The sequence below is a fragment of the Amycolatopsis sp. N2S4-7 genome (assembly GCF_058119595.1).
In genome coordinates this window covers 2,190,506-2,205,870 of sequence record NZ_CP172299.1, presented here as the reverse complement: position 1 = coordinate 2,205,870, position 15,365 = coordinate 2,190,506, and the positions used below count along the sequence as shown (strand labels likewise).

Annotated in this window: 18 protein-coding genes; 9 read left to right on the top strand and 9 right to left on the bottom strand. The window is 72.1% G+C overall.

The genetic code is table 11. The features are described from left to right. The first annotated feature begins 172 nt into the window (after positions 1-172). The 5 genes from ACH54P_RS10195 (at position 173) to ACH54P_RS10175 (ending at position 3,828) form a co-directional block, all read left to right on the top strand. On the top strand, positions 173-781 hold the full coding sequence (locus ACH54P_RS10195) for a hypothetical protein (RefSeq protein WP_489912109.1): 609 nt from the start codon (positions 173-175) through the stop codon (positions 779-781). Between the two features lie 17 nt (positions 782-798). Then, positions 799-1,362: a sigma-70 family RNA polymerase sigma factor gene (locus ACH54P_RS10190; RefSeq protein ID WP_489912108.1), complete on the top strand. Its 564-nt coding sequence runs from the start codon at positions 799-801 to the stop codon at positions 1,360-1,362. A gap of 162 nt (positions 1,363-1,524) precedes the next feature. After that, on the top strand, positions 1,525-2,250 hold the full coding sequence (locus ACH54P_RS10185; RefSeq protein ID WP_489912107.1) for a GAF domain-containing protein: 726 nt from the start codon (positions 1,525-1,527) through the stop codon (positions 2,248-2,250). A 42-nt stretch (positions 2,251-2,292) separates the two neighbouring features. Then, complete coding sequence (locus ACH54P_RS10180; RefSeq protein ID WP_489912106.1) at positions 2,293-3,039, top strand: GAF and ANTAR domain-containing protein; 747 nt, start codon at positions 2,293-2,295, stop codon at positions 3,037-3,039. A gap of 132 nt (positions 3,040-3,171) precedes the next feature. Then, the gene (locus tag ACH54P_RS10175; protein WP_489912105.1) at positions 3,172-3,828 is read left to right on the top strand and encodes a phosphoribosyltransferase; all 657 of its coding nucleotides are present in this window, start codon (positions 3,172-3,174) and stop codon (positions 3,826-3,828) included. Between the two features lie 20 nt (positions 3,829-3,848). On the opposite strand, the gene ACH54P_RS10170 is transcribed toward ACH54P_RS10175, so the two are convergent. Continuing rightward, positions 3,849-4,484, bottom strand: a complete 636-nt coding sequence (locus tag ACH54P_RS10170; RefSeq protein WP_489912104.1) for a hypothetical protein — start codon at positions 4,482-4,484, stop codon at positions 3,849-3,851. 18 nt (positions 4,485-4,502) lie between these two features. Between ACH54P_RS10170 and ACH54P_RS10165 the strand changes: the two genes are divergently transcribed. Further along, positions 4,503-4,679: a hypothetical protein gene (locus tag ACH54P_RS10165; protein ID WP_489912103.1), complete on the top strand. Its 177-nt coding sequence runs from the start codon at positions 4,503-4,505 to the stop codon at positions 4,677-4,679. A gap of 25 nt (positions 4,680-4,704) precedes the next feature. On the opposite strand, the gene ACH54P_RS10160 is transcribed toward ACH54P_RS10165, so the two are convergent. The 3 genes from ACH54P_RS10160 to ACH54P_RS10150 all read right to left on the bottom strand — a co-directional run bounded on the left by ACH54P_RS10160 (position 4,705) and on the right by ACH54P_RS10150 (position 6,875). Further along, positions 4,705-5,238 carry a GNAT family N-acetyltransferase gene (locus ACH54P_RS10160; protein WP_489912102.1) on the bottom strand — a complete coding sequence of 178 codons (534 nt, stop codon included), beginning with the start codon at positions 5,236-5,238 and terminating at the stop codon, positions 4,705-4,707. 76 nt (positions 5,239-5,314) lie between these two features. Then, positions 5,315-6,163, bottom strand: coding sequence for a slipin family protein (locus tag ACH54P_RS10155; protein ID WP_489912101.1), 849 nt, complete (start codon positions 6,161-6,163; stop codon positions 5,315-5,317). A gap of 37 nt (positions 6,164-6,200) precedes the next feature. Then, positions 6,201-6,875, bottom strand: a complete 675-nt coding sequence (locus tag ACH54P_RS10150; protein ID WP_489912100.1) for a BON domain-containing protein — start codon at positions 6,873-6,875, stop codon at positions 6,201-6,203. A 92-nt stretch (positions 6,876-6,967) separates the two neighbouring features. Between ACH54P_RS10150 and ACH54P_RS10145 the strand changes: the two genes are divergently transcribed. Further along, positions 6,968-7,648: a response regulator gene (locus ACH54P_RS10145; protein WP_489912099.1), complete on the top strand. Its 681-nt coding sequence runs from the start codon at positions 6,968-6,970 to the stop codon at positions 7,646-7,648. Here the strand turns inward: ACH54P_RS10145 and ACH54P_RS10140 are convergent. Further along, a complete protein-coding gene (locus ACH54P_RS10140; RefSeq protein WP_489912098.1) occupies positions 7,608-8,510 on the bottom strand; it encodes a nitroreductase family protein in 903 nt (300 codons plus the stop codon). The genes ACH54P_RS10145 and ACH54P_RS10140 overlap by 41 nt on opposite strands. 170 nt (positions 8,511-8,680) lie before the next feature. On the opposite strand from ACH54P_RS10140, the gene ACH54P_RS10135 reads away from it, so the two are divergent. Then, positions 8,681-10,273, top strand: coding sequence for a GAF domain-containing sensor histidine kinase (locus ACH54P_RS10135; RefSeq protein ID WP_489912097.1), 1,593 nt, complete (start codon positions 8,681-8,683; stop codon positions 10,271-10,273). A gap of 133 nt (positions 10,274-10,406) precedes the next feature. On the opposite strand, the gene ACH54P_RS10130 is transcribed toward ACH54P_RS10135, so the two are convergent. Beyond that, positions 10,407-10,703 carry an MFS transporter gene (locus ACH54P_RS10130; RefSeq protein WP_489912096.1) on the bottom strand — a complete coding sequence of 99 codons (297 nt, stop codon included), beginning with the start codon at positions 10,701-10,703 and terminating at the stop codon, positions 10,407-10,409. Here ACH54P_RS10130 and ACH54P_RS10125 point away from each other — a divergent pair. After that, positions 10,678-11,022 carry a DoxX family protein gene (locus ACH54P_RS10125; protein ID WP_489912095.1) on the top strand — a complete coding sequence of 115 codons (345 nt, stop codon included), beginning with the start codon at positions 10,678-10,680 and terminating at the stop codon, positions 11,020-11,022. The two genes, ACH54P_RS10130 and ACH54P_RS10125, sit on opposite strands and share 26 nt — an antisense overlap. A 284-nt stretch (positions 11,023-11,306) precedes the next feature. Here the strand turns inward: ACH54P_RS10125 and arfA are convergent, their stop codons facing one another. From arfA to ACH54P_RS10110, 3 genes are read right to left on the bottom strand one after another with little or no spacing between them, the layout of a single operon-like run. Next, a complete protein-coding gene (arfA, locus tag ACH54P_RS10120; RefSeq protein WP_489912094.1) occupies positions 11,307-12,794 on the bottom strand; it encodes an arabinosylfuranosidase ArfA in 1,488 nt (495 codons plus the stop codon). 36 nt (positions 12,795-12,830) lie between these two features. After that, positions 12,831-14,456, bottom strand: a complete 1,626-nt coding sequence (locus ACH54P_RS10115; RefSeq protein ID WP_489912093.1) for a GH39 family glycosyl hydrolase — start codon at positions 14,454-14,456, stop codon at positions 12,831-12,833. A gap of 39 nt (positions 14,457-14,495) precedes the next feature. Further along, positions 14,496-15,356, bottom strand: a complete 861-nt coding sequence (locus ACH54P_RS10110) for a carbohydrate ABC transporter permease (RefSeq protein ID WP_489912092.1) — start codon at positions 15,354-15,356, stop codon at positions 14,496-14,498. Positions 15,357-15,365 lie beyond the last annotated feature (9 nt).

Sequence of the window (15,365 nt, the reverse complement as noted above, 5' to 3'; positions counted from 1 at the left end):
CCGGCACCGGAGCAGGGCGCCGGAGCGGGCAAACGGGTAGCGAGCCCCGCGTTGCCCGGCACCGGCGCATAGACTGGGCACAACGCCCCAGACCTCGGCGATCCTGGTTTTCCCGGCACCGGCTTCCGGCCGGCGCCCGGCCCGGACGGTGAGGCGCACGATGGTGGGACGCGTGGTGGTGGCCGTTCTGCTCGGCCCCGTCAGTGCCCTGGCCGCGATCGGTGCGCTGACCCTGCCGGGGGACGTCCTGTTCGGCTGGATCCTGCTGGGAGCCGGCGCGGGGATCCTCGTCGCTTTCGGCGCTTCGCGGCTCCGGCGTGGGCGGGACACGGCGAGCGGTCCCGATCTCCCGGTGGGCGCGGCCACGGCGGCGGCGTTCGTCACGGTGTGCCTGGTCCTCGCCGGCTTGCTCGAGACCGCGGGTGGCGCCCTGACCGCGACCGTCCTGGTCCTGCTCGTCGCCGTCGGCCTGGGGGCCGGCTACCACCACCGCGTCGCGCCGCCCACCGCACCCGAGCCCCACGACCGCTCGGTCCCGAGTCCCGTGCCGCCCGCCCCGGTGGCCGACCTGGCCACCGAGGACCTGTGCGTGGCCTGGCGGCGCAGTTACTTCCTCCTGCTCCTCGCCGCCGACGAGCAGGCGCGCCGGCGCGTCGTCCAGCGCCGGCAGGAGTTCCTCGACGAGATCGAACGACGGGACCGCCGCGGGTTCCTCCGCTGGCTCGACAGCGGCGCCGAGGCCGGCAGCGATCCCAGCCCGTACCTGACCACGCGAAGCTGACGACCGGGAAGGACATCATGTGGGTCGACGGCGTACTCCTGGCGTCGGCGGTGTCGGGCGACCGCACCGCGACGGGCGCGTTGCTGGGTCTGCTGCACCCGGGCGTGCTGCGGTACTGCCAGGCCCGGCTGGGGGAGTTGCGGCACCGCGACAGCGACGCGGACGACTGCGCCCAGGAGGTCCTGATCGGCGTGCTGCGCGCGCTGCCGGGCTACCGGCACGGTGCCGGCAAGTTCCTCGGTTTCGTCTACGGCGTCGCCGCGCACAAGGTCGTCGATGCGCACCGGCGCCGCGGTGCCGACGTCAGCCTCCCGGTTCCGGAGTTCGCTCCGGAACCCACCGGACAGCGGGGACCGCTTCGCCACGTCGAAGACCTCGAGCGGCGGCAGCGGCTGCACCACCTGCTCGACCTGCTGGCGCCGCAGCAGCGCGACGTCGTGGTCCTGCGGGTCATGGTCGGCCTGTCCGCCCCCGACACGGCCGCGGTGCTCGGGGTCGCCAGCCCGGGCGCGGTGCGGGTGAGCCAGCACCGGGCGTTGACCGCGCTGCGCCGGCACATCGCCGCCGCGCCGGTGCCGTGATGGCCCGGCCCAGCCCGCTGTTGCGGGTAGGGTGGGTGACCGCAGCCGCGACAGCGGCGCTGATCCGGACCTGGTCGTGTCCGAGTTGGTGTGGCGATCACGAACGCCGACTCGGAAGGAAACCGATGCTGGAACGCGTTGTTCGGAGGTCGTGGGCGCCCGGTGGCTGAGGTCGAGGTCCTGCGCGCGAGCGTGCTGGCGGCCCTGGGCGAGGTGGGTGCCGACAGCGGCGTCGACGTCGTCGGGCGGGTGTGCCGGGCGTGTGTGCGCCTGCTGCCGGTGGACGGCGCGGCGGTGTCGGTGATGGTCGACGCCGGGCACCGCGAGATCGTCTACGCCAGCGACGCGGTGAGCACGGCGCTGGCGGAGCTGCAGTTCTCCTTGGGTGAAGGGCCGTGCTTCGAGGCGTACACGCTCGGTGGCCCGGTGCTGGTGCCGGATCTGGCGGCGGGACCGCCACCGGCGTGGCCGGTGTTCGCCGCCGAGGCCGCGGCCCACCCGGTGGCGGCGTTGTTCACGTTCCCGGTGCAGATCGGTGCGGTCCGGGTGGCCACCCTCGACACCTACCGTTCGACGCCGGGCTCGCTGAGCCCCCGCGAGCTCTCGACGGCGCTGCAGGTGGCCGACATCTCGGCGCTTGCCCTGTCGGGACTACGCGCCGGAGGCGGACTTTGGCTCGACGGGGACGGGCGGTGGATGGCGGGCGCGGGGATGCGGTACCGGGAGGTGCACCAGGCCACCGGGATGCTCATCGCGCACCTGGACCTGCCTGCGTCCGCTGCCTTGGCCCGGCTGCGGGCGTACGCGTTCGGGCACGGCCGTTCCCTGCTCGAGGTCGCGGCCGACGTCGTGGCCGGGCGGCTGCGGCTCGACGAGGAGTTCGGGTGAGGATCACCATGGAAGCAGTCGACGAACCAGGAGATGGTGGGCATGGCCGACCGTGAACGACAGGTGACCCGGGCGTTCGTCGCGTTGGCGGACACGCTGGTCGACGATTACGACGTCGCCGACCTGCTGCACACACTGGTGCAGCAGTGCGTGGAGCTGCTCGACGTCGCCGCGGCCGGGCTGACCCTGGCCGACGAGCGGGGCGGCTTGCAGCTGCTCGCGTCCTCCACCGAACAGGCGCGGCTGCTGGAGCTGTTCCAGCTCGACATCGACGAAGGGCCGTGCGTCGAGTGCTTCACCACCAGCACTCCGGTGCTGGTGGCCGACATCGCCGCGCAGGCCGCGCGGTGGCCGCGGTTCGCCACCGAGGCGGCCAAGGACGGATTCGCGTCGGTGCACGCGGTGCCCTTGCGGCTGCGCAAGCAGACGATCGGGGCGCTGAACCTCTTCGGGCAGAACCCCGGGGAACTGTCGGCCGACGACGTCGCCCTGGCGCAGGGCCTGGCCGACACCGCGACCATCGGCATCCTCCACGAACGAGCCTTCCGCCAAGGCGAGGTCCTCTCCGTGCAGCTGCAGACCGCGTTGAACAGCCGGGTGATCATCGAGCAGGCCAAGGGGGTGCTCGCCGTCAGCGGGCAGCTGAGCATGGACGCGGCCTTCCGGGCCCTGCGCGGCTTCGCCCGGCGGAACAACCTCCGGCTCAGCGACGTCGCGCGCGCGCTGGCCGACCGCGATCTCGCTCCCGCGGTCGTGCTGGCCCCCTCGGAGACGAGCCACCTTCGCTGACCGGGGTCCGGTGCGGGCACCGCTGAAAGGTGCCGGACGGTCCACCCCGCGGTGACCAACGGCCCTCGTGCCCCGGACGCGGTGCCGTGATGCTGGAGGCGGCCGACCGGCCTTCGACCCCCGGGAGTTCCCATGCGGTTCCGTGATCGCCGGGAAGCCGGCGAGCGGCTGGCCCTGCGGTTGCGACCGCTGCGCGGTGACCCGGCCGTGGTCCTCGGCCTGTCCGAGGGCGGGCTGGTGGTGGCCGGCGAGATCGCCGACGTCCTCGGTGCGCCGCTGGACATCCTGCTCACCGGCCGGATCGAGGCCGCGGGACCGCCGCCGACGACGCTCGGCGCCGTCGGCGAGGGCGGCTTGGTCGTCTGGGACCACGACGCCATCCGCCGGTTCGACATCGAGCCGGCGGAGCTCGCCCGGCTCCTCGGCGAGGCGCGGGCCGGACTGGCCCGGCAGGTCGCCGTCTACCGGCGCACGGTGGCACCGGTGGCGATCGCCGGCCGCACGGTCGTCCTCGCCGACGACGGCGCCGCCACCGGCACGACCGCGCACACGGCGATCCGCGTCCTGCGGGCCCGTCAGGTCCGCCGGATCGTGCTGGCGGTCCCGGTCGCCCAGACCGACGTCGCCGACCGGCTCGCCCGCGAGGTGGACCAGTTCGCCTGCCTGCGCCCGGTGGCCTGGCTGCACGCCGTCGGCAACAGTTACCGGAAGTTCTCCGCGGTGGCCGACACCGAGGCGCTCGAACTGCTGCACCGCGAACCCCGCCTGCCGACCGAGGTCCACCGCTGACGTCCACAGTGGACTGAGAGTCAGCCCGGGAGGCGCACGGCGATTTCGTCGCCCAGCGCCGCGCCACCCGCCAGCTCGAGGTCGTCGCCGCTCCAGAACCGGCCGGCGTCGTACCAGTTCGGCCGGCGGTCCCGGGGCAGCAGGCCCATGGCTTCGTAGGTCAGGGCGACGATCTCGGCGCAGTAACCGCTCTCGAGGTCGGCTTCCCGGGTGTCCCGCTTGCGGCGGGGCAGCCGGCCGCCGAGCCAGCGCGACGCGAGGCGCGCGGTCGACGGGAACGGCGTGCCGTTCAGCCGCGCGATCGTGCGCAGGACGGCGTCCTCCGCCTCCCCGGTGACCGGGTGGTCGAGCTGGCGCAGCCAGACCTGCTGGTGGTACTTCTCGGCCCACACGAGCACCGCCCGGCGCAGGTCGTGCAGCTGGGCGCCCCGCTGGTGGGTCCCGGACCAGACGTCCGGCAGGGACCGCCCCAGCTCCGCGTGCCACATCAGCGGCGGCAGGTCCTCGATCACCACGGCCATGCCGACGTGGTTGACCGGGCTGTTCGTCACGACGCGGATCGTGCGGTCGGCCGCGGACCGGCCCCGGAACAACCACAGGTCACCCGTGCGCGTCACGGCCACGGCTTCGTCGAGATCCAGCTGGTTCCCCGGCACGGGCAGTAGCCTAGGCCGATGCGCTGGTGGAAGACAGTGGGACTGGCCGGGCTCGTCGGGGTCGCCGCGACCGGGGTGGTGATCGCCCGCGAGGAGCGCCGGCGGCGGGCCTACACCCCGGACGAGATCCGCGAACGGCTGCACGCCCGCCTGGATGCCTCGGCACCGGCGGCCGACGACCGCACCGGCGGCTGACCGGCTTCCCGGCGCCGCGCGGACGTCATTCCGGGGAGCGGGCTTCCTCTTCCGCGTCGGCGGACCGGTTCCGGGCGTTCGGGCCCGTCAGGCCGGGGCGGAACGGGATGCCCAGTGCCGCGAAGACGCCGAGCATCTTCGCGTTTCCCGCGTCCACGTCGGCGACGAGCATCCGCACGCCTTCGTGTTCCGCCGAGACGACGAGCTGTTCGAGCAGCAGGGCCGCCACCCCGAGCACCGGGCCGTGGCCGTCGACCACCAGCGCGACCTCCGCCTCGGCCGGGTCGGCGAGAACGTCGTAGCGGGCGACGCCGGTCAGCCGGGAGTGCACGAAGCACCCCACCGCGGTGTGCCCGACACCGGAGCTGTGGGACAGCTGCGTCGAAAGCTCGGTCAGCGCGGCCACGCCGAGACCGAAGAACCGCAGGTGCCGGTCGCGCCCGGAGAGGCGGCCCCGCAGCGCGAGGACCGCGGCGGCGTCGCGAGCTTCCAGCTTGCGCACCCAGGCGACTTCGCCGTCCGGGAGCAGGGCTCGTGCCGGTGGGGTGGCGGTGGACATGGACTCTCCTCACGGGCCCGGGTCCACAGTGCTCTGTCCTTTTCGCACAGAACACTGCGGAGTCCGTGGGCGCGGGTCAGTGCTCTTCGGCCCGGGTTCCGTTCACGGCCGCTTTCGGCGGCACGATCGGGGCCGTGGCAGCCGGTTTCGGCTGCGTCGCGGCGGCGCTCTCGCGGGCCAGGAAGGAGCCCAGCTCGCCGATGGTGCTCATCAGCGGGGCGGGGAACACGACGGTGGTGTTCTTGTCCACGCCGATCTCCACCAGGCTCTGCAGGTTGCGCAGCTGCAGCGCGAGCGGGTGCGCCATCATCGTGTCCGACGCGTCGCCCAGTGCGGCGGCGGCGAGGGATTCGCCTTCGGCGCTGATGATCTTGGCGCGCTTCTCGCGTTCCGCTTCGGCCTGCCGGGCCATCGCCCGTTTCATCGTGTCGGGCAGCTGGATGTCCTTCAGTTCCACCAAAGTCACTTCCACTCCCCAATCGAGCGTGGTGACGTCCAGGATCCGGCGGATGTCGACGTTGATGCTGTCGGTCTCGGACAGCGTCTCGTCCAGCGTGTGCTGCCCGACGACCTTCCGCAGCGTCGTCTGGGCGATCTGGTCGATCGCGGCGTAGACGTTCTCGATCGCGACAACCGACTTCACCGCGTCGCGCACCCGGAAGTAGGCGACCGCGGACACGTCGACGCTCACGTTGTCACGCGTGATGATGCCCTGGGACTGGATCGGCATCGTGATGATCCGCAACGGCACCCGGCGCAGGACGTCGACGACCGGGATGATCAGCCGCAACCCCGGCTCGCGCACACCCACCACCCGGCCGAGCCGGAACAGGACACCCCGTTCGTACTGCTTGACGATCCGCACCGCGGAGGCCAGCAGGAGCAGCAGCGCGGCGGCGATGACGATGATCACGAGAACGTTCATGGTGCTCCAGACTTCGCGGCTTCGCGCGGGAGAAGGTTCAGCCCGACAGCTTCACCTGGTTGTCGACCGCGGTCACCCCGGGGCCGAACCACGCGGTGTGCTCGGCCGAACGGCGTTCGGCCGGGGTGAGGACTTGGCCGGTCAGGGTGACCTGGCCGTCGTCGATGCCGACCTCGACGTGCTGGGCGAACCCCGGCGCGTGCCGGGCGAGCGCCGCGATGATCTGTGCCTTGGTCTCGGCCGCTGTGACTCCCGGTGAAGGCCGCAGTGTGATCAGGTTCCGCACGCCGGTGACACCGGGGAGCACGGCCACCGCCCGGCGGGCGGCTTCGCGCTGGTGGTGCCAGTCCACCGAGCCGCGCAGGGTGACCACCCGGTCGCGCACGTCGACCTGCACCGAGTCCTTCGGCACGAGGACCGTGTGGCGGTCGAACACGGCCATGGCGTCCCGGGCGAGATCCGCGTCCGCGGGAGCGTCGGGGCCGTGCCGGACGAGGATCTTGTCCGCGGTCGTGGTCACGCCCTGGACCCGGGTCGCGGCGCGCAGCGCCTCTTCCTTCTCCGGGTAGGTGCCCACGTGTCCGGACAGCGTCGCGACACCGCCCGAGACGGTCACGCCGATCCCTTCGGCGTTGACGCTGGGCGTCCAGGCGAGTTCATCGGTGACAGCGGTCTTGAGGTGATGATCGGGCCTGTGCTGGATCTCTGTCATCCCTCGAGCGTGGTCCGCCCGCGCCGCGCGGCCTAGTGCCGCCGGACCTTTCTCGCGGGGTCGTTCGGCGCGGGCGGGCGTAGCCTGGGGGAGTGGATGACCGCACGAAGCACGACCTGCCCGTCATCACGGTCTTCCTGGTCGACGACCACGAACTCGTTCGGCGCGGGGTCGCCGAACTCGTCGACGACGAACCCGACCTGACCGTCGTCGGGCAGGCTTCCTCGGTCGCCGAGGCCATGGCCAGGGTCCCCGCGCTGCGCCCGGACGTGGCGGTGCTCGACGTGCGGCTGCCCGACGGGAACGGCGTGGAGCTGTGCCGCGACCTGCGCGTGGCGCTGCCTGGTCTCCGGTGCCTGATGCTGACCTCCTTCACCGACGAAGATTCGATGGTCGAAGCGGTCCTGGCCGGTGCCGAGGGGTACGTCATCAAGGATGTGAAGGGGTTGCAGCTGGTCGACGCCATCCGCCGGGTGGGGTCCGGCGAGACCCTGCTGGACGCCCGGGCGGTCGCCGCGCTCGTGACCGAGCTGCGGGCGAAGACCGGGAAACCGGGCCCGTTGGCGGGGCTGAGCGAGCAGGAGCTCGTCCTGCTGGACCTGCTCGGGGAAAGCCTGACGAACCGGCAGATCGCCGAGCGGATGTTCCTCGCGGAGAAGACCGTCAAGAACTACGTGTCCCGCCTGCTGGCGAAGCTCGGCCTGGAGCGGCGGTCCCAGGCGGCGGTGCTGGTCACCGGGATCCACGACGCGGAGCGCCGTCCCGGCGGCTAGCGGCGAACGGGTGCTCGTCGCTGATCACGACGTCCTCGAGCGGTGTCCGCGCGGAGGAGGGCACCGCGGTGCCGTGGCCGAGGCGCAGCATGATCTGGGGCCAGAGCCCGCCGCCGAGCAGCTGCCGCAGTTCACGCCGGGTCGCCGGCAGCGCCATCGCCTGCGAGGAGAGGGCCGCCGAGATCCCGGCGGTGGCGGCCGTCAGCAGCACCCGCTGCATGGCCTGGCCGGCCTGGAGCCGGCCGAGAGCGGTGTCGTGCAGCGACCCGATGACCACGACCAGCCGGTCGGGTTCGAGGTCGAGGTCACTCCCGCCGCCGGGCCCGGGCGTCGCCGGCGGGACTTCCGTGTGGCGCATGATGTCGCGCAGCTGCGGCACCTGGTCGGCGGTGATGGTGGCCAGCCAGGCGCGTTCCACTTCGGCCGCCCGCCGGAGCTGCCGCTGCACCGCGTCGGGGACGACGGCGGCGGTGAACGGACGCCGGTTGCTCTGCCGGCCGGCGATGGCCGCCACGAGGTCCCCGTCGTGCGGGGCGATCGTCTCGTACCCGTGCGGCCGCACGACGGCGAGCAGGTCGGGCCGCCCCGCCGTGGGGAACAGCCGGACGTCGGCGTGGCTGCCCTGCGCCTTGATCGCCAGCCGGAGGTTGAGCAGGGCCGCGCCGCAGTCCAGCATGCGTTCCCGCTGCTGGCTGTCGGTGCCGGTGGTGAGCGGATCCGCGTACAGCTCGACGGAATCCGGGGTGCACTGGAACCGCCACGGCCGGGCGGACCGCAGGGGCGGGGGAGCCGTGGCCGCGAGGAGGACGGCGTGCACCTGGCTCGCGCTCAGGTGGCCGACGGGCATGACACCGGTCTTCATGGACAGCTCCGAACTGTGGGACTACTGGTTGCACTTTCACCGTCTGCCCGGGCCGCGGGCTCCGCCAAGTGCCGAACGGCCTCCGCCGCCGGGCGAAGGTCGCCGGTTGCGAACCGGTTCGGTCCGGCCGGATCCGCCCCCGCGCCGGGCCGTTGTGTCACAGTGGTGACATGCCCGAGGAAACGACGTCGGGCCGGGACCGGATGGACGCGCTGCCGACGGCAGTCCTCGCCTTTTCCGCCGGTCTGGAGCTCGAGACGACGCTGCACCGGATCGTCACCGCCGCGGCCGGCCTGGTCGGCGCGCCGTACGGTGCGCTGGCCCTGCTCGACGAGGACGGCCGGACGACGGCGTTCGCCGTGACCGGCGTCGACGACGCCACGCGGGAGCGGATGGGGCCGCCACCGGACGGCCACGGGCTGCTCGGCGCGCTGGTGACCGGCCGGGCTCCGGTGCGCCTGGCCCACCTGGGGGCCGGTGGGTTCCCGCCGGAGCATCCACCGATGCGGGCGTTCCTCGGCGTCCCGTTGCTGGTGCGCGGCGAGATCCTCGGACGGCTGTACCTCGGTGGCGAGCAGCCGTTCACCGCCGACGACGAACGGGCGACCGTGGCACTGGCGGCGGCGGCCGGGATCGCGGTCGACAACGCGCGGCTGTACGAGGAGAGCCGGAGCAGGCAACGGTGGCTGGAAGCCACCGGGGAGATCTCCGCCGAGCTCCTGGGCGGCACGGACGTCCACGAGGTGCTGCACCTGATCGCGACCCGGGCCGCCGAGCTCACCGGCGCCGACGACGCGCTCATCGCGCTGCCCGAGTCGCCGGGTGGGGCACTGGTCGTCACGGTGTGCGCCGGCCCCGACGCCGACGTGCTGGCCGGCCGCCGGATCCCGCTCGACGGGTCGACCTCGGGCGCGGTACTGCGCGACCACGTGCCGCGCAGCGTGCCGAACCTGGCGTTCGACCTGGCCGACGGTCTCGGCGTGGACCTCGGGCCGGCACTGGTGGTGCGGTTGCGGTCCGGCTCGAGGTCGGGCGCAGCGGTGCTCCTGGCGATCCGCGGCCGGGGGGCGGCGCGGTTCGCCGAGCACGAGCTGCAGCTCGTGTCCGCCTTCGCCGACCAGGCCGCGCTGGCGCTGCGGGACGCCGAAAGCCAGGCCGGCCGCCGGGAGCTGGACGTCGTGGTGGACCGCGACCGGATCGCCCGCGACCTGCACGACCACGTCATCCAGCGGCTGTTCGCGGTGGGCCTGGGGATCGAGGGCACCCGCCGCCGGTCCGATTCGCCGGCGGTCACCGGCCGGCTCACCCAGCACATCGACCAGCTCCAGGACGTCATCGAGGAGATCCGCAGCGCGATCTTCGCCCTGCACGCGCAGCCGGGAGCCGGGCAGGGCCTGCGGGCGCGCCTGCAGAACGCGATCACCGACACGACCGCCGACTCCGCGATCCGCACGACGGTGCGGCTGTCGGGAGCGTTCGACCGGGTGCCGGCCGGACTGGCCGAGCACGCCGAGGCCGTCGTCCGCGAAGCGGTCACCAACGTCCTGCGGCACGCGCGGGCGGCCGAGCTGGGGGTCACCGTGTCCCTGGACGACAACCTGGTCGTCGAGGTGTCGGACACGGGGATCGGGATGCCGGAAGCCGTGGCGCACAGCGGGCTCCGCAACCTCGAGCAGCGCGCCGCGGAGGCGGGCGGATCACTGCGGCTCGACCGCCCGGCCGGCGGCGGCACCCGTCTGCTGTGGACGGTCCCGGTGCCCTGACGCCGGGCGATCCGTGGACGGCACCAGCCGGGTGGTCCGCCCAGGGTGTGGTCACCCGAGCTGCAGGTCAGGTGCCGGACGCTCCGCGTTGTCGTGGTCACCGCGGCCCACGATCGCGAGACCGGACTCGTCGTCATGAGCCCGCCACGGTCGTCAAGCCGTCGGGGCCGGTTGCCTGTCGATCGGCGAAAGGGTCCGCCGGCGCGGGGTTCCCGGTGACCGCCACCGCCGTGACCGCGGCCAGGAACCCGACCGCGGCGAAGATGTAGAACCCCCACGGAGAGGCGACACCGGCCGACAGCAGCGCGCCACCGATCAGCGGTCCGCAGATCGCGCCGAGGCGGCCGGTGCCCGCGGTCCAGCCGAGTCCGGTCGCCCGGTTCTGCTCCGGGTAGACCTGCCGGGTGCAGGTCGACGTGTGGCAGTCCAACGACGACGGCTACTTCGCAGAGCGGACCGGGCCGCCGCCCGGTACCCGGGCCGTGCCGGCCGCGCGTGACATGCTCGGCACCGACATCGGGCTGCTGGTCCCGCGGGTGGCCCTGGCGTGCGTCGTCGGAGCGCACGGCATGCAGAAGCTGTTCGGCGGCACCGGGATACCCGGCTTCGCCGAGGTTCTCGCGGGCTACGGCTTCACCAGCCAGCCCACGTTGCCGGCGTGGGTCACGGGGCTGAGCGAGACGTTCGGGAGCCTGCTGTTCCTCTCCGGGCTGGCCAGGCCGCTGGGCGCGCGGCAGTGCTCGGCGTAGCCGTGAACATCGTCTACATCCGCGCGCCGACAGGCTTCTTCCCAGCCGGTACGAAAGGCGGGTTCGAGTTCCAGCTCCTCCTCGACGCGGTCGCGCTGGGACTCCTGTTCACCGGGCAGGCCGGTACTCGGCCGGCGCCGTCCTCCCGGGGGGACGGCTTCCGCTCCGCTACGCGGTCGCCGGCCTGGTGCTTTCGGTCGTCACCTCGGCCGGGGTCGTCGTCCTGTTCCGGTGAGCCGGCTCGCGCGGTCCGGCCGTCCTCGAGCACCTCGGCGAGCCCGCGGTCAGGTGATCCGGATCAGGTTCCAGGACAGTGGTGGCAGCGTGATCGCCAGCTCGCCGCCGTCGACGGGACCGCCTTCGGCCGTGTGGGGCACTACCCGGGTGGGGTTGTCCTCCGTGTTCGCGGCCAGCGGATCGCCACTGCCGAGGTACGTGTGGGACGCCCGGGACAGGGTCGGGAGGGCTCGTACCTCGACGGTCAACCGCAAGGGTTCCCGCTCGTCGCGGTTGACCGCGAACACCACGACTCCCTCGTCGTTGCGGACCGCCACCGCGTCCAGGACCGGCACCTCGCCGAACGCCGCGGTCTCGTAGCTCGGTGACGTGATTGCCGGCCGCAGGACCAGGCCGCGGCCGTGGTGGCTTGTCAGGGCGAACGGGTGGAAGATCGTCTGCCGCCAGGCGGGACCGGCCGGTTCGGTGCGGATCGCGCCGATCGCGTTGACCAGCTGGGCCAGGCAGGCGATGCGCACCCGGTCGGCGTGGCGCAGGAGGCTGATCAGCATGGTGCCGACCACGACCGCGTCGACCACGTTGTACTGGTCTTCGAGCATGCGTGGCGCCTGTTCCCAGCCGCGCTCCACGGCCGTGTCCTGCGAGTACCACACGTTCCACTCGTCGAAGGCGAAGTCGATGCGTTTGCGATGACGCCCTTTCGCGCGCACGTGGTCCGCCGTCGCGATGGCTGCGTCGAGGTAGGTGTCCATTTCGGTCGCGCAGGCCAGGAAGCTCGCGCGGTCACCGCCCCGCTCCTGGCTGTAGGAGTGCAGGGAAAGGTAGTCGACCTGCTCGTAGCAGTGTTCGAGCACGGTGGCGTCCCACGCGGGGAACGTCGGCATCCGCGCGCCGGACGAGCCGCACGCGACGAGTTCGATGTCCGGATCCACCAGCCGCATCGCCTGTGCCGTGCGGGCGGCCAGCCGCGCGTACTCCTCGGCCGTCTTGTGCCCCAGCTGCCACGGGCCGTCCATTTCGTTGCCCAGGCACCACACCTTCACCGCGTGCGGGTCGGCCGTTCCGTTCGCGCGCCGCCGGTCCGACCAGTACGTCCCGCCGGGGTGGTTGCAGTACTCGACGAGGTTCGCCGCCTCCTCCGCGCCGCGGGTGCCGAGGTTCACCGCGAGCATCGGTTCCGCGCCGACCCGGCGGCTCCAGGCGCAGAACTCGTCGGTGCCCACCGCGTTGCTCTCCACCGACTTCCACGCCAGGTCGAGCCGGGTGGGCCGCTGCTCCCGAGGGCCGACGCCGTCCTCCCAGTGGTACCCGGACACGAAGTTCCCGCCCGGGTACCGCAGGATCGGCACCCCCAGCTCCCCGACGAGCTCCGCCACGTCGCCGCGGAAACCGTGCTCGTCGGCCGTCGCGTGCTCCGGCTCGTGGATGCCGGTGTAGACGCAGCGGCCGAGGTGCTCCACGAACGAGCCGTAGAGCCGCGGGTCGACTTCGCCCACGGTGAAGGCCGGATCAACCACGAGACGCGCTTGGGACATGGGTTTCCTTCCGCTGGACGACGAACGCCGGACGCCTCATCCCGCCTGCCGCACCGACATCACCGCCCACGGCGGGAGGTCCGTGTCGATCTCGAGCGTGCCGTCGGCGGACGCGGTGAGCGTGAACCTGCGGAGCGAGCCGGCGACGCCGCGCAGGTACTCGCTCTGCGCGCGGGACAGGTTGACGGGCGAGCCGAGCCGGTACCAGGCTTCGGCGACGTTCCCGTGCTCCCAGTCCAGGACCTCGACCAGGAAAGGGGTTCCGGGCTCGAGCCCGCTGATCGAGTGCCGGATCCGGCGAGCCGGTCCGCGGTCCGCCAGCGCGCGGGTGGCCGGGTAGGTGCCGGCCGAGCCGGCGGACTTCATGGCCATCTCGTCCGGGTAGTTGAAGAACAGTGCCGACACGGCCGAGGTCCGGCTGTCCCGGGTCACCACGCCGTCGGCCGTCGCGAGGAGCAGCCGGTCGCCGAGCCGCCCGAGCATCCGGAACGCGTGGAACGTCGGCTTGGGGATGCCGTTCTCGTTCACGAGGCCGAAGCCGCCGTGGAACGGCCCCAGCCCGGCACCGCCCTCCTCGAACACGTCGGTGAAGGTCCAGTAGGAGATCGAATCGGCGAGGGTGGCGCACTTCAGGTACGCCCGCGTGATGAAGGTCGCGGCGAACAGCGTGTCGTGGATGAAGTCGCGGGCCGACGGCGACGTCGACCACTCGGTGATGTGGATCTCCGCGTCCGGGTACGCGCTGTTCGCCACGAGGTCGCGCAGCAGGGTCAGGTCGTCGAACGTGGCGTCGGCGTACCGGGCGATCTGGACGGCCTCGCCGTCGGCGCCGTAGGCGAAGTCGGTCGGGTACAGGTGCGTCGAGATGAAGTCGACGGGCAGCTCGCGCTTGGCGCACCAGTCGATGAAGTCCTCGACCCACACCGGCCGCCAGTCGAGCGAGTCCACATCGGACGCACTGGCGGTCGCGTGCATCGCCGAGCGGTCCTCGACTTCGCCCGAGTAGCGGTCGTCGGGCACGAAGACGCTCGTCGCGGGCCCGCCCACCTTCAGCTGGGCATCGATCTTCCGGATCGCCGTCACGGTCTGCTCGTAGAGCTCGAAGTACTCCGTCTTCGTCCCGGTCCAGAAGTGCGGGACCAGGTTCGGCTCGTTCCACACCTCGAACCGCCATTCGCGCACTTCCTCGAGCCCGTACCGGTCGATCCAGTGCTCGACCGCCCGCGTGACCAGCTCGACCCAGCGCGCCATGTCCTTGGGCGGGCTGCAGTGCGCGCCCCACCAGAACACCGTCTCGGTCACCGTCGCCAGCTCGCGCGGCATGAAACCCAGCTCGACGAACGGACGGGCACCGGTCTCCAGGATGAAGTCGAACACCTTGTCCACGTAGCTGAAGGTGTACACGGGCTCGGGGAGGGGCGCGTTGCCCCCGAATCCGTGACCGTAGCTTTCCCGGTACACGAACATGTCGTCGTGGAAAACCCCGTGGAAGCGCAGGTAGCGGAAGCCGCAGGCGTCGACAACCTCGCCGAACTGCCGTTGCCAGTCCGCCCGCAGTGCCTCGTTCGCTCGTCCGGCGCCGACGCACTCCGCCCAGACGTGGGGGAGCGCGGTCTCTTCGGGCAGGTCACCGTCGATCCGGTAGCGGGGGTCGTGGGTCATGGCCTCACTTTTCTTTGTCGAGTCGGTGGTGACGACGTGCTAGCCCTTGACCGCGCCGAGCGCGACGCCCGACTGCCAGTACCGCTGCAGGCACAGGAACGCGATGATCAGCGGGATGATCGTCAGCAGCGCGGCGGTGATCACCAGGTTCTGGATCAGCGCGCCGTTCCCGGCCGTCGAACCCAGCTTGTTCCACTCGTTGAGCCCGATGGTCAGCGGATACCAGCCGGGGTCCTTGAGCATGATCAGCGGCAGGAAGTAGTTGTTCCAGATCGAGACGAACGAGAAGAGCAGCACCGTCACGCTCGCCGGAGCGAGCATCGGGAGCGCGATCCGCAGGAAGGTCCGGAACTCCCCGGCGCCGTCGACCTTCGCGGCTTCGAGCAGTTCCGTCGGCACGGCTTCCGCCGCGAACACCCACATCAGGTACAACCCGAACGGGTTGACGAAACTCGGGACCAGCACGGCCCACGGGGTGTTGGTGAGGCCGAGCTTCGCGAACAGCAGGAACTGCGGGATCGCCAGCGCGATGCCGGGCACCGCGATCGACCCCAGGATGACGAACAGGAGCAGGCGCTTGCCGCGGAAGTGCAGTTTCGCCAGCGCGTACCCGCCGAGGGCCGCCAGGAAGGTCGAGACGACCGCGCCGACGACGACGTAGAGCACGGTGTTGAGCAGCCAGCGGACGAAGATCCCGTCCTGGTAGCGGAAAACACCGGTGATGTTGTCCCACAGGGCGAACCGGCCGCCGGGCGCGAGCCCGAACGAGGAGACGAAGTCGGCCTGCGACTTCGTCGCGTTGACGACCAGCCACACCAGCGGCAGCAGGCTGTACAGCGCGAACAGCCCGGTCACGGCGGTCAGGGTCACGCTCTTCTTCGGGTTCTCGACGGTGTGCAACCGCCGGGT

Bases quoted from the DNA above. Each gene is read 5' to 3' on its own strand.
- ACH54P_RS10190 (WP_489912108.1), top strand. From the start codon at position 799: ATGTGGGTCGACGGCGTACTCCTGGCGTCGGCGGTGTCGGGCGACCGC.
- ACH54P_RS10180 (WP_489912106.1), top strand. From the start codon at position 2,293: ATGGCCGACCGTGAACGACAGGTGACCCGGGCGTTCGTCGCGTTGGCG.
- ACH54P_RS10175 (WP_489912105.1), top strand. From the start codon at position 3,172: ATGCGGTTCCGTGATCGCCGGGAAGCCGGCGAGCGGCTGGCCCTGCGG.
- ACH54P_RS10165 (WP_489912103.1), top strand. From the start codon at position 4,503: ATGCGCTGGTGGAAGACAGTGGGACTGGCCGGGCTCGTCGGGGTCGCC.
- ACH54P_RS10160 (WP_489912102.1), bottom strand. From the start codon at position 5,238: ATGTCCACCGCCACCCCACCGGCACGAGCCCTGCTCCCGGACGGCGAA.
- ACH54P_RS10155 (WP_489912101.1), bottom strand. From the start codon at position 6,163: ATGAACGTTCTCGTGATCATCGTCATCGCCGCCGCGCTGCTGCTCCTG.
- ACH54P_RS10150 (WP_489912100.1), bottom strand. From the start codon at position 6,875: ATGACAGAGATCCAGCACAGGCCCGATCATCACCTCAAGACCGCTGTC.
- ACH54P_RS10140 (WP_489912098.1), bottom strand. From the start codon at position 8,510: ATGAAGACCGGTGTCATGCCCGTCGGCCACCTGAGCGCGAGCCAGGTG.
- ACH54P_RS10135 (WP_489912097.1), top strand. From the start codon at position 8,681: ATGCCCGAGGAAACGACGTCGGGCCGGGACCGGATGGACGCGCTGCCG.
- arfA (WP_489912094.1), bottom strand. From the start codon at position 12,794: ATGTCCCAAGCGCGTCTCGTGGTTGATCCGGCCTTCACCGTGGGCGAA.
- ACH54P_RS10115 (WP_489912093.1), bottom strand. From the start codon at position 14,456: ATGACCCACGACCCCCGCTACCGGATCGACGGTGACCTGCCCGAAGAG.